General features: G+C 70.5%; 11 protein-coding genes. 3 read left to right on the forward strand and 8 right to left on the reverse strand.

The genetic code is table 11. The annotated features are described in order from the left end of the window. Nucleotides 1-186: hypothetical protein (locus ABD339_RS17455; RefSeq protein ID WP_344567068.1), on the forward strand; the 186-nt coding region annotated here is incomplete at its 5' end. Between the two features lie 242 nt (nt 187-428). On the opposite strand, the gene ABD339_RS17460 is transcribed toward ABD339_RS17455, so the two are convergent. Continuing rightward, nucleotides 429-1,043 carry a hypothetical protein gene (locus ABD339_RS17460; protein ID WP_344567070.1) on the reverse strand — a complete coding sequence of 205 codons (615 nt, stop codon included), beginning with the start codon at nt 1,041-1,043 and terminating at the stop codon, nt 429-431. Nucleotides 1,044-1,208: 165 nt separating this feature from the next. Beyond that, nucleotides 1,209-2,669, reverse strand: coding sequence for an adenosylhomocysteinase (gene ahcY / locus ABD339_RS17465; protein ID WP_344567072.1), 1,461 nt, complete (start codon nt 2,667-2,669; stop codon nt 1,209-1,211). A 402-nt stretch (nt 2,670-3,071) separates the two neighbouring features. Here ahcY and ABD339_RS17470 point away from each other — a divergent pair, with 402 nt between their 5' ends. Further along, nucleotides 3,072-5,195 carry a fructose-specific PTS transporter subunit EIIC gene (locus ABD339_RS17470; protein ID WP_344567074.1) on the forward strand — a complete coding sequence of 708 codons (2,124 nt, stop codon included), beginning with the start codon at nt 3,072-3,074 and terminating at the stop codon, nt 5,193-5,195. Between the two features lie 144 nt (nt 5,196-5,339). Here the strand turns inward: ABD339_RS17470 and ABD339_RS17475 are convergent, their stop codons facing one another. From ABD339_RS17475 to ABD339_RS17500, 6 genes are all read right to left on the reverse strand, one after another. Next, entirely contained in the window at nt 5,340-6,296 is a 957-nt protein-coding gene (locus ABD339_RS17475; RefSeq protein ID WP_344567076.1) for a cation diffusion facilitator family transporter, read from the reverse strand. A gap of 38 nt (nt 6,297-6,334) precedes the next feature. Beyond that, nucleotides 6,335-7,573 carry a mannose-6-phosphate isomerase, class I gene (gene manA, locus ABD339_RS17480; RefSeq protein ID WP_344567078.1) on the reverse strand — a complete coding sequence of 413 codons (1,239 nt, stop codon included), beginning with the start codon at nt 7,571-7,573 and terminating at the stop codon, nt 6,335-6,337. 170 nt (nt 7,574-7,743) lie between these two features. Next, complete coding sequence (locus ABD339_RS17485; RefSeq protein ID WP_344567080.1) at nt 7,744-9,078, reverse strand: SIS domain-containing protein; 1,335 nt, start codon at nt 9,076-9,078, stop codon at nt 7,744-7,746. A 133-nt stretch (nt 9,079-9,211) separates the two neighbouring features. Next, complete coding sequence (locus tag ABD339_RS17490) at nt 9,212-9,385, reverse strand: Trm112 family protein (protein WP_344567082.1); 174 nt, start codon at nt 9,383-9,385, stop codon at nt 9,212-9,214. Between the two features lie 278 nt (nt 9,386-9,663). After that, nucleotides 9,664-11,022, reverse strand: coding sequence for a phosphomannomutase/phosphoglucomutase (locus ABD339_RS17495; protein WP_344567084.1), 1,359 nt, complete (start codon nt 11,020-11,022; stop codon nt 9,664-9,666). A gap of 86 nt (nt 11,023-11,108) precedes the next feature. Further along, nucleotides 11,109-11,558 (reverse strand): DUF3499 domain-containing protein, encoded by a 450-nt coding sequence (locus ABD339_RS17500; RefSeq protein WP_344567086.1) that lies wholly within the window; start codon nt 11,556-11,558, stop codon nt 11,109-11,111. Between the two features lie 471 nt (nt 11,559-12,029). Here ABD339_RS17500 and ABD339_RS17505 point away from each other — a divergent pair, with 471 nt between their 5' ends. Then, nucleotides 12,030-12,479: a metallopeptidase family protein gene (locus ABD339_RS17505; protein WP_344567088.1), complete on the forward strand. Its 450-nt coding sequence runs from the start codon at nt 12,030-12,032 to the stop codon at nt 12,477-12,479. Nucleotides 12,480-12,605 lie beyond the last annotated feature (126 nt).

The following is a 12,605-nucleotide window of genomic DNA, read 5'->3' on the forward strand; positions in this document are numbered from 1 at the left end:
GGACTTTTTCAAAGGAACCTCAACCCACCGGAAACCCGGCAGATCGGGGTATCAACATATCTGGCGTTGACTTTTGGCACGCTGTTGAGTTCTCAAGGAACGGACGCTTCCTTCGAAACCATCTCACTGGCTTCTCCGGGCGCTTCCCTTTCGGTGTCTCCGACTCTATCAGATCGAATCTGCTAGAAGATCGGGGCGCTTCTTTCAAAGGAATACCGTTACCGGTTTCTTTGTATGAAGCAGAAGAGAGACTAACTGTTGCTGCCGAGCTCGTCCAGCTCTAGGCAACTGTTGGAATCTACTACCCACAGTCTGCCGTGTCAACGGTTTTCTGGGGCGAAGAGGACAGTAGCAGGTTGTCGGCCCCCTTCGCACATCAAGCAGGTCGCGGGGGACCCCGACGGGCTGTCGGGGCGCGGCTTCGGGGCTCAGGTGAAGGCCGAGGGCGGGGACTCTAGGTCTTCCAGTTCGATGCCGGGGGCCGCGAGGACGACGTCACCGGCTAGGTGCACGGCATGCTGTTCGCCCGTCTCCAGGTCGTTGACCTGGTAGTCCTCCACGACGAGGGGGGCAGTGTCAGTGGTGTGTGCTTCGGTTTTCAGCAGGGCCCAGGACTGGTCGAGAGTGCGGGGTGCGAGGACGGGGGGCGTGAGGGCGACAAGGCGGACGCGGGTGGCTCTGTCGCCAGGAGCCAAGCGCAGCAGTCGCGATGTCGCGATGAGGAATGCGGGGGAAGCCCCGGTGAAGGAGTGAGCGGCGACGTTGCCCTCCTGGGCGTACTCGCCCGTGGGGTCGGTGCGTACCCATGTGACCCCGTGCAGAGCCGCGCCGCGTACCTGCCAGTTGGCGGCGTGCAGTTCGAGCCGGAGGGGACGGCCGAGTTCGTCGAGGGTGAGATCGACGGATCCCGTGTGTTCGCCTGTGGGGGTGGTGAGTTGGGAGACGTAGCGCCAGCCGGAGGGGCCGGTGGCGCAGTGGAAGTGCTCTTCGCCGAGGGGGGTGTGATCGTGCGGGTCGTGAAGCGAATATCGGCCTCGGGGCATGAGGAGTGTCCGGGGTCGGTGCGGTGGGGCTGAAGTCCGTGGGGTGGCCGGCGCTCGGCGGGGGCTGGGGTCTGTGAGGCCCCCGCCCGGGGGCGGGGGCCTCACAGACCGAGCGACTGGCGGGCGTTGAGCCTGGTGTGGCTCAGCGCCGCTGTGCCTGACGGATCAGTAGCGGTAGTGGTCAGGCTTGTAGGGGCCCTCGACCGGGACGCCGATGTAGGACGCCTGCTCCGGGCGGAGCGTCGTCAGCCTGGCGCCGAGTGCGTCGAGGTGGAGGCGGGCGACCTTCTCGTCCAGGTGCTTCGGCAGCACATAGACGTCGGTCGGGTAGGACTCGGGCTTGGTGAAGAGTTCGATCTGGGCGATCGTCTGGTCCGCGAAGCTGTTGGACATCACGAATGAGGGGTGTCCGGTGGCGTTGCCCAGGTTCAGCAGGCGGCCCTCGGAGAGGACGATGATCGTCTTGCCGTCCGGCCAGGTCCAGGTGTGCACCTGCGGCTTGACCTCGTCCTTGACGATGCCGTCGATCTTCGCGAGGCCGGCCATGTCGATCTCGTTGTCGAAGTGGCCGATGTTCCCGACGATGGCCTGGTGCTTCATCTTGGCCATGTCCGAGGCCATGATGATGTCCTTGTTGCCGGTGGTGGTGACGAAGATGTCGATCGTCTCGACGACGTCGTCCAGTGTCACGACCTGGTAGCCGTCCATGACTGCCTGGAGCGCGCAGATCGGATCGACCTCGGTGATCAGGACGCGCGCGCCCTGGCCGCGGAGGGACTCGGCGCAGCCCTTGCCGACATCGCCGTAGCCGCAGACCAGGGCTGTCTTGCCGCCGATGAGTACGTCGGTTGCGCGGTTGATGCCGTCGATCAGGGAGTGGCGGCAGCCGTACTTGTTGTCGAACTTCGACTTGGTGACGGCGTCATTGACGTTGATCGCCGGGAAGAGCAGCGAGCCGGCCTGCTGCATCTCGTAGAGGCGGTGGACGCCGGTGGTGGTCTCCTCGGTGACGCCGCGGATCGCGGAGGCGAGCTGCGTCCACTTCTGGGGGCTCTCGCGCAGGGTGCGGTTGAGCAGTTCGAGGATGACGCGGTGCTCGTCGCTCTCGGCGGTGTCCACCGCGGGGGCGGCACCGGCCTTTTCGTACTCGACGCCCTTGTGGACGAGGAGGGTGGCGTCGCCGCCGTCGTCCAGGATCATGTTCGGGCCGCCGGTGGCGGTGTTGGGCCAGGTGAGGGCCTGCTCGGTGCACCACCAGTACTCATCCAGGGTCTCGCCCTTCCAGGCGAAGACCGGCACGCCCTGGGGGTTTTCCGGGGTGCCCTCGGGGCCGACGGCGATGGCAGCCGCGGCGTGGTCCTGGGTGGAGAAGATGTTGCAGGAGGCCCAGCGGACCTCGGCGCCGAGGGCGACGAGGGTTTCGATGAGCACGGCCGTCTGCACCGTCATGTGCAACGATCCGGTCACGCGTGCGCCGGCAAGGGGCTGCTGTGCGGCGTATTCCTTGCGGATCGCCATCAGGCCGGGCATCTCATGCTCGGCCAGCGTGATCTCCTTGCGGCCGAAGGCCGCCAGGGAGAGGTCCGCGACCTTGAAGTCCTGGCCGGTCGTGGAGGTCGTCGTCATTGCGAGCTGCTCCTCGAAGTCGAGAGTGTGGCTGACTGGTCCGTGCTGCGGCGCGGGGCGGTGTGGTGACCGGACGCGCGGAGGCGCGCATTCTTTCCGGGCACACTCGTCCCCTGCTCGCAGCTCAGTCCGTCGGAGGCCCTCTCTCCCTCGGTGGCCCGCTGGGCGGACCGCCCGACCGCCATCAGCAGCGACGTCTGGCTCTACGAATCTACACCGCCCGTCCAGTCGAACGGATTGCCTCGGGTCACAGCAAGGGCGACACTGGGGCGGTTTTCGGCCGCTTGCGCGCCGGACTGCGCGTTGATTCGGTGCAGTTGCGGACTGCCTCGACGCCACTGCCGGCTCGTACGAAACATTGATCACATCCCCCACCACACCGGCCGAACGAGGAGTTGCCACGTGACCAGTCCTGCACACCCCCACGACGAGGCGACGCCTCCGCCCGAGCCGGGGCTGAAACTGCTCGCTGTCACGGCCTGCCCCACGGGTATTGCTCATACGTACATGGCGGCAGAGAAGCTGTCCCAGGCCGCCAAGGGGCGGGGCGTCGCCATGAAGGTAGAGACCCAGGGCTCCATCGGGGCCGAGAACGTCTTGACTGACAACGATGTCAAGACCGCTGACGGAATCATCATCGCCGCGGACAAGGATGTGGACCTCAGCAGGTTCGAGGGCAAGCGGCTGCTGTTCACCGGAGTCTCGGAAGGCATCAGCGATCCGGGCGGGCTGATCGACAGGGTGCGCGAGGCACCCGTCCACCGGGGCTCCGGATCGTCCTCGCCCGGCCCCGACTCCGCCTCCGGGTCTGCCTCCGCCGGAGAGGGCCGGGGCGCAGATGGCGGCGCGGGCGGCGGATCGTCACCCGGTGCGTCCGGTGCGTCCGGTGCCCGTGGGCCTGCCGGGGCCAAGGGACGGGAGCGCAGCGCGGGCTACAAGGCGCTGATGAACGGGGTCTCGTACATGATCCCGTTCGTCGTTGTCGGCGGACTGCTGATCGCCGTCTCCCTCGCTCTCGGCGGGCATCCGCAGGCCGATGGCGGGCTGGTGATCCCGGATGACAGCTTCTGGAAGCATGTGAACGACATCGGGACCATCGGCTTCCAGCTCATGGTGCCGATCCTGTCCGGCTATATCGCCTACGCGATCGGAGACCGGCCGGCGCTCGTTCCGGGGATGATCGGCGGCTGGATCGCCAACACCGGTGAGCTGTACGACTCCAAGTCGGGAGCAGGCTTCATCGGGGCGATCGTGACCGGATTCCTCGCCGGGTATCTGGTCCGCTGGATAAAGCTCGTGCCGGTCTCGCGGTTCGTGCGGCCGATCATGCCGATCATCGTGATCCCGGTCGTGGCCACTTCTGCGCTCGGTTTGTTCTTCATCTACGTCATCGGGCGACCGATTTCCTGGGTTTTCGAGAGTCTGACCGAGTTCCTGGGTGGCATGACGGGCGCCAGTGCCGCGCTGCTCGGCGTCGTACTGGGCCTGATGATCGCGTTCGACATGGGCGGCCCGGTCAACAAGACGGCGTTCTTGTTCGGCGCGGGCCTGGTCTCCAAGAGCCCCGAGGTGATGGGCATGTGCGCGGCGGCGATTCCGGTGCCGCCGCTGGGCCAGGGGCTCGCGACCCTGGTGCGCCGCGGGCTGTTCTCCGGGCAGGAGCGTGAGACAGGGTATGCGGCGCTGTTCATGGGTTTCTTCGGCATCACCGAGGGCGCCATCCCGTTCGCGGCGGCCCGGCCCGCGCGAGTCATCCCGGCGAACATGCTCGGCGGCGCCGTCGCGGGCGCTGTCGCCGGAATCGCCTCGGTCGGGGACAACGTGCCGCACGGTGGGCCCATCGTCGCGGTGCTCGGGGCAGTCGATGGCGTGGCGCTCTTCTTCTTCGCCGTCGTCGCTGGTACGGCGGTTACGGCTCTGACCACGGTCGCGCTGATGACCGTGGGAGAGCGGCGCGCGGGGCGGGTACCGGACGGCCGCTCGGGAGGGCAGCCGGACGGCGGCGGGGTGCCGGAGGTGGCGCGCGAGTCCGGGGAAGCGGCGGCAGTGGCTGTCGGGGCGGAGCAGCCCGAGGTGCTCTCCGGGTATCTGACGGCGCGGACGGTCGCGGACCGGCTGTCGGCGGGCGGCAAAGAGGCCGCCATACGGGAGATGGCGGCGGTGCTCGGCCGCAGCGGCAAGGTGAAGGACGGTGAGGCGCTCGTCCGGGCGGCGCTGGCCCGGGAGGAGCAGGGCACGACGGGGCTCGGCGAGGAGGTCGCCGTTCCGCATGCGAAGACGGACGCGGTGAGTGCTCCGGTGGTCGGGTTCGCGCGGGCGCCGGAAGGCATCGAGTGGGGCGCTCCGGATGGCACGAAGGCACGGCTGGTCTTCATGATCGCGGTGCCGGAGGCCGCCGCGGGCGATGAGCATCTGCGGATCCTGGCGCTGCTTTCCCGGAAGCTGGTGGACCCCGGATTCCGGACCCGGCTGCTGGATGCGGCCGACGAGGATGCGGCGCTCCGGATACTCGCTGAAATCCGCTGACGCCTGCTGCTGCTCTCTACGGCTGCTCCACAAGCCGGAAGACTCCGGCCGGCCCCACGCTGGACGCGGGGCGGCCGGAGTCTTCCGGGGTGAGGGAGGCGGCGGGACGGGCAGGCGGCAGGGTGAACAGAGGGGCGGGCGGGCTCAGTTGCCTTCTGACGCACCGGATGCCTGGACGGACTCCGCACCGGGGGCGCGGAGGATGTCCGGTTCCAGGTAGATCACCCGGGCGATCGGCACGGCTTCGCGGATGCGCTGTTCCGCCGCGTTGATGGCGTTGGCGACCTGCTCGGCCGTGTCGTCGTGCTGTACGGCCACCTTGGCGGCCACCAGCAGTTCCTCGGGGCCGAGGTGCAGGGTGCGCATGTGGATGACGCTGGTGACGGTCTCGCCGTCCACGAGGGCCTCGCGGATGCGGTCACGCTCGGCCGGGTCGGCGGACTCGCCCAGCAACAAGGACTTCGTCTCGGCCGCGAGCACGATCGCGATGACGACGAGGAGCGCGCCGATGCACATCGTGCCGACGCCGTCCCAGACGCCGTTGCCGGTCAGCAGCGCCAGCCCGACGCCGCCGAGGGCGAGTACGAGGCCGACCAGGGCCCCGAAGTCCTCCAGCAGGACGACGGGCAGCTCCGGCGCCTTGGCGCGGCGGATGAACTGGCCCCAGCCGAGCTTGCCGCGGATCTCGTTGGACTCCCGGATGGCCGTGCGGAAGGAGAACGACTCCGCGATGATGGCGAACAGGAGCACGCCCACCGGCCAGTACCAGTGTTCGACCTGGTGGGGGTGGCTGATCTTTTCGTAGCCCTCATAGAGCGCGAAAACCCCGCCGAGGGTGAACAGGACGATGGAGACGAGGAAGCCGTAGATGTAGCGTTCCCGTCCGTATCCGAACGGATGCTCCTCGCTGGCTTCCTTCTTGGCCTTCTTTCCGCCGAGCAGCAAGAGCCCCTGGTTCCCGGAGTCGGCGACCGAGTGGACGCCTTCCGCCAGCATCGAGGCCGAGCCGCTGAAGGCCGCGGCGACGAACTTGGCGACCGCGATGGCCAAGTTGGCGCCGAGCGCCGCGACGATCGCCTTCGTACCGCCTGATGCACTCACGAGTTGGGGGTCCCTTCCTGCTGGGGTCAGCCGCTGTGTCAGACGGCCGCTGTGGCGCGGAAGAGCGTACCGTCACCCGAGATCCGGACTCGCTCGCCTGCTGGCACATATGCGGACCGGCCCGGGGCGAGGGTGATTTCGGCGCTGTCGTCCCCTTGGAGCGCTGCTTCTCCCCCGGTGCACAGGAGGATCTGCGCGGCCGGGCCGTGCAGCATGTGCGGGGCGGCACCGGATACCAGCGTGAAACGGGAGAGCCGGAACTCGCCGACCGGAGTGTCGTAGATTTCCTCGCCGTCGGTGTCGTCGGCTTCGGGGCGAAGGATGCCCGGGTCGGTCGGCTCGAACCGGACGATGCGCAGGAGTTCGGGCACGTCCACGTGCTTGGGGGTCAGGCCGCAGCGAAGGACGTTGTCGGAGTTGGCCATGATCTCCACGCCGAGTCCGCTGAGGTAGGCGTGCGGGACCCCCGCCGCCAGGAAGAGTGCTTCTCCGGGGCGCAGGCTCACGTGGTTGAGGAGCATGGCGGCGAGGACTCCGGGGTCGCCCGGGTAGTGACGGGCGATGTCCGCGCAAGTGGCGTACTCCCGCTGGAGGCCCGCCCCCTCACTCCCGGCAGACGGACCGGACAGGCCGGACGGGCCGGAGGCCAGCCGGGCCGCCGCTTCCGCCGCCTCCGTGACGGTCTCCGCCATCTCGTCCTTCTCGGCCGTGAGAAGGGCCGTCAGCACCTCGCGCAGGGCTTCCGTTCCGGGCCGGGCGCGCAGGATGTCGGCGAAGGGCTTCAGTCCGTTCACGCCGAGGCCCTCGAAGAGTGCGGCGGCCTCGTGGGGGGCCCGGAAGCCGCACAGGCCCTCGAACGGGGTGAGAGCGCAGATCAGTTCGGGCTTGTGGCCGGCGTCCTTGTAGTTGCGCTCCGGAGAATCGAGCGGCACCCCGCGGGCTTCCTCCTCGGCGTACCCCTCGGCGGCCTGCGTGCTGTCGGGGTGCACCTGGAGCGAGAGGGGCGCGGCGGCGGCGAGCAGCTTGAGCAGGAACGGCAGCCGCGGCCCGTAGCCGCGCACGCTGTCGGCGCCCAGTTCCCCTTCCGGGTCGGCGGCGATGATCTCGGAGAGCGGTGTGCTGCCCCCGCCCCGGTCGATGCGGGAGGGCGCTCCGGGGTGGGCGCCCATCCACAGCTCCGCGCGTGGCTCGCCGGTGGGCTCCTCGCCGAGGAGTTCGGGGATGGCGGTGGTGGAGCCCCAGGCGTACGGCCTGACGGTGTTCTCCAGACGGTCCATGGAAGTGCGTTCCTGTCGTGCTCGCGGGCGTTCAACGGGCGTTCAGCGGACGTGCGGTGGGGGCGCGAGGGGCGTGCGGTGGGTGTTCGAGGACGACGATTCGCAGGCGGGGCCGTTCCCGCCTGCGTGCGACACCGCCGTACCCCTCCAGCTCCGTCACCGCCCGGAGGTCACGCCCAAGGGGAGTCGCTGTCGGCGATCGTGAGGTAAACGGCGGCGAAATCCGCAGTGGCGATCAGCTCGGCCGCGGCCTCCAGCGCGCTGCTGCCCTCGGCCGGCTCCAGCTCGCTCAGCGGCGTGTCATGGGCGTATGTGAGGTCGCGGGCCGCGACGGCCGACGAGTCCGCCCCGGGCGGGGAGTCGCGCACCAGGACGACTCGGGCGTGCAGGGACTCGGGCTCCGCCACCCTGTCGCGGAAGAAGTCGTCCTCGGTGGAGCCCGCCGCGAAGGATCCCGACAGCAGCGCTCCGTGCGAGGTCATGGCCTCGGGCAGTTCGGCGGCCAGCGCCGGCCTCCCAGGAAGCGCGCCGAGGGCGGCGACCCAGTGGCGGGCCGCGGCGCCCGCGATGTCGCCCTCGCTCCACAGCAGCGGGAGGGCACCGGCCAGTTCGGCGGCCAGGGTCTTGCCCGGGTTGCTGTAGGGGGCGATGGCGGGGCCGCAGCGCTCGGCGACCGTGTCGAGGCGGTCGGCGAGCGCCTCTATGGCGGACGGCCCGCTCTGCGCGAGGCCGAGCCGGTCGGTGAGCAGGAGCAGCGGGGTGAGCAGCGCCCAGAACGTGCCGGGTGCCGCGCTCGGCAGGCCCTCCCCGGGCTGCGTCGGATGCCGCGTGCTCTCCCCGCCCGCTCGGTGGCCCGGCCCGGAGTCGCTCAGCGCCGCGTCGCTCAGCGCGGCGTCACGCGGGACAGTGTCGTTCGACCCGGCATCCGGTGCGCGCGGAATATCCGCGGCATCCGGTCGTGTGGGCTCGGCGGGGTGCGAGGGCAGGTCCGGGGACGCGTAGATCGCGTGCGGGCCGGGGGCCAGCGGCACGGCCAGCCCCCTGGTCTCCCCGATGGACTCGGCCAGCGGGACGCCGGAGGGTGTGACGGCCACGACGGTGCAGCCTCGGCGGTACGCCTGCTCGACCAGCGCGGTCAGGCCGGGCTCGGTGCCGTCCGGCGTGACGAGCAGCAGCAGGTCGAGCGGACCCGCCCAGCCGGGCAGCGACCAGCGCAGCGCCCCGGAGGCGGCCAGCGCGCCGGAGGGCCGCAGTCGGGTGACCGGGAGGGCGCCGTTGGTGAGACCGCCGAGCACGTCGGCGATACAGGCGGTCGCGGGCCCGGGACCGGCCACCAGGAGCGCGCGAGGGCGGCCGTCGGGCTGGAGCTTGCCCAGGCCCGCTTCGGTGGCCTGACGCAGCGCTGTACGGACGCGGGCCCCGGCCTGGGCCGCGCCGCGCAGCAGGCCCAGGGCGTCGGCCCGCGCCAGGGCCTCGGGGGCGTCGAGGAGGGACTCGTCGAGCATCTTCCGTAGCCTCCGCTCGCTGCCTTGGGCAGCGTCGTCTGGTAAGGCGGCGTCTGGTGAGGCCGGTGTCTCCTGGTGCGGCGGTGAGTCAGGGGCCCGGTCCGGTGGGCAGGACTCGGGCTCAGGCTCGGGCTCAGGAGGGCCGGCGTGCCTCGTCCACCAGGAGCACGGGAATGCCGTCGCGTACCGGATACACGAGGCCGCACTCCGCTTCCCCGGTGCAGACCAGCTCGTCGCCCTCCTCACGCAGCGGCGCGTGGCACGCCGGACAGGCGAGGATCTCAAGGAGTCCGGCTTCGAGCGGCATGTGGTTTCCTCCTGGACGAACGGCTGACTGTGCGGTCAGGGTACCGCCGGGGCCCGGGGCCCATGCCATCGAGGACATGCCCCGGGGCCCGCCCCGCGAGAGGCGGACCCCGGTGGCCCGCGCCCCGGCGCCTCGGCGCCCCGGTGAGCCGTCCCCCGGATCCCGCGGCACGGACGCCCGGCCGAACAGGCGCGCAACCGGCCGGGCCGGCAGACGCGAGCGACCGGATGCCCGGGCACAGACGTCCGGGGCGCTCAGGCGCGGACGCCGCCCGGCGCTCAGGCGCGGACGAGGGCCAGGACCTCGTCGCGGACCCGCTCGACCGTGGCCGCGTCCCGCGCCTCCACGTTCAGCCGCAGCAGCGGCTCGGTGTTGGAGGGGCGGAGGTTGAACCACCAGTCCTCGGCCGTGACGGTCAGGCCGTCCAACTCGTCGAGTTCCACGCCCTCCCGGCCCGCGTACGCCTCCTTGACGGCCGCTGCGCGGGCCGCCTGGTCGTCCACCGTGCTGTTGATCTCGCCGGAGGCGGCGTAGCGGTCATAGCGGGCGACGAGCTGCGAGAGGGTGTCGTCCTGGCCGCCGAGGGCCGCCAGGACGTGCAGGGCGGCGAGCATTCCGGTGTCGGCGTTCCAGAAGTCGCGGAAGTAGTAGTGCGCCGAGTGCTCACCGCCGAAGATCGCGCCGGTGGCGGCCATCTCCTGCTTGATGAAGGAGTGGCCGACCCGGGTGCGGACGGGCGTCCCGCCGCACTCCTTGACGACCTCGGGGACCGACCAGGAGGTGATGAGGTTGTGGATCACCGTGGAGCCCGGAACCCTGGCGAGTTCGCGGGAAGCGACCAGTGCGGTGATCGCCGACGGGGGGACGGGGTCGCCGTTCTCGTCCACCACGAAGCAGCGGTCCGCGTCACCGTCGAACGCGAGGCCGATGTCGGCGCCGGTCTCGCGGACACGACGCTGGAGGTCCACCAGGTTCTTCGGATCGAGCGGATTGGCCTCGTGGTTGGGGAACGTGCCGTCCAGTTCGAAGTACAGGGCGTCGAGTTCGAGCGGCAGCCCTTCGAAGACCGTGGGCACGGTGTGGCCCCCCATGCCGTTGCCCGCGTCCACGACGACTTTGAGGCTCCGGATGCCGGAGAGGTCCACCAGGTCGCGCAGGTATTCCGCGTAGTCCCGCAGTATGTCCCGCTGTGTCAGGGCGCCTTGGGGCCCGTCGGCCACCGGGGCTCCCGCGTCCGACCACTCCTCCACGAGCGTGCGGATCTCGCCGAGACCGGTGTCCTGGCCGATCGGAGCGGCGCTGGCGCGGCACATCTTGATGCCGTTGTAGCGGGCGGGGTTGTGGCTGGCGGTGAACATGGCGCCGGGCAGGCCGAGATATCCGCTGGCGAAGTAGAGCTGATCGGTCGAGCACAGCCCGATCTCGGTGACGTCGGCGCCCTGTCCGGCCGCGCCCTGCCCGAACGCCCGCGCGAGGCCGGGTGAGGAGGGGCGCATGTCGTGCCCGACGACGATGGCCGAGGCGCCGGTGACGCGCACGAAGGCCGCACCGAACAGTCCGGCGAGCGCCTCGTCCCACTGGTCCGGCACGACTCCGCGCACGTCGTACGCCTTTACGATCTGGGACAGATCAGCCACAGCGAGCACTCTCCTGGGGTTGTCAGCCGTCAACGAGCCCCAAATCTACCCAAGAGGGTGAGCACCACGACCCGGCAGCCGGACCGTTACGGCTCCGGGGAGCGCAGGACCCTCAGATGGCCGCGCCGTGCGACCTCCATCGGGTCGGCGTCGCGTCCGTCGGGCCCGCTGAGCGCGTCGGTGGCGCTCCGGGAGGGCCGCTGTTCGCGGGGCGGCGTACGGGCGGCCTCACGCACGGCGTTGGCGAGCGCTTCGAGGTCGTCGCCGCTGGGGCGGGCCGAGGCGGCGTCGATGGCGAGCCGGACGACCTCCCAGCCGCGCGGCGCCGTGAGCCGCTCCGAGTGCTCGGCACACAGGTCGTAGCAGTGCGGCTCGGCGTAGGTGGCGAGGGGGCCCAGAACGGCGGTGGAGTCCGCGTAGACGTACGTCAGCGTCGCGACGGCGGGACGACCGCAAGCGGTGCGCGAACAGCGACGTACAGGGCTCACGACGTTGGACCGTACCGCACTCTTGAGCGGGCTGCGACGACTCTTCATGAGGTCACTCTGCCGTGTCGTCCGGGTTCGCCGGAAACGCCTGATCTGCTGAAAGACGCGCTCTGCGGTGCGATACGGCGGCTCCCGGCGCTTCACGAGGGGCCACCGGAGACCGGGCAGAACCATGAATCGGAAGGTTCCGGTCATAGGTCGGTCTCCTGCGGCCTCGGCACGGAAAAAATTCATGCCACGTTCCGTCATCAAGGTGACAGGAAGGCGGCGGAGGGCGCCCGGAAGAAGACGGAACCGGCTACGGCGGAGGACGACGCGAAGGCGACGGGGCGGGCGGGGCGGGCGGGACACGAGGGTGAGGATGTGCGGCGGGGAACGGGAGCCGAGACCGGGAGAACGCGGGGCGGCGACGGAACGGAACCCTCCGGTCTCCGTGGCGGCGGCTCGGCCGGAGGCGGAACGGCCCGCGGGGCCCGTCGGGCCTCGCGCGGGGCGCCTTGAGGGCTAGGCTCGGAGACGATGGAAAGCCCCGTACCGCCGCGCCGGTCCGATTCGCGGCCCCGCAGCCGAGACCGCCATGGCCGCGGCATGCGCGGGCCGGTGGCGCCGCCCCAAGTGCCGCTCGCAGTCAGCAGGTCCGAGGCGTTCGACGACCTCGTGCGCGATTCGGTGAGTCGGCTCGAACGGCACTGGCCACAGCTGGCGAGCGTCGAGTTCGCCGTCCAGGAAGTGCCGAGATCCGACAACGGCGAGGTGCCCGAGGGGGACGAGACCGTTCCGCTCGGCCGCGTCACCCAGGGGAACGGCGAGAATCCCGACCGGGTGATCGTCTACCGGCGGCCGGTGGAGATCCGCACCAGGAGCCGGGACGAGCGCGCCCTGCTCGTCCACGAGGTCGTCGTGGAACAGGTGGCCGAACTGCTCGGCCTCGCCCCGGAGTCGGTAGACCCCCGCTACGGGCAGGACTAGGTCCCCCGGCGGGCACGGACGGGAGACGGGCGGACGGGAGCGGCAAGCGGCTCCGCCTCCGGAACGCCGCCACGTCACCCCGTCACCCAGGCACCCCGTCCCCCAGGCACCCGCCGGGCGTCCCGC

This window comes from Streptomyces axinellae (genome assembly GCF_039532135.1).
Taxonomy (GTDB): Bacteria; Actinomycetota; Actinomycetes; order Streptomycetales; family Streptomycetaceae; genus Streptomyces; species Streptomyces axinellae.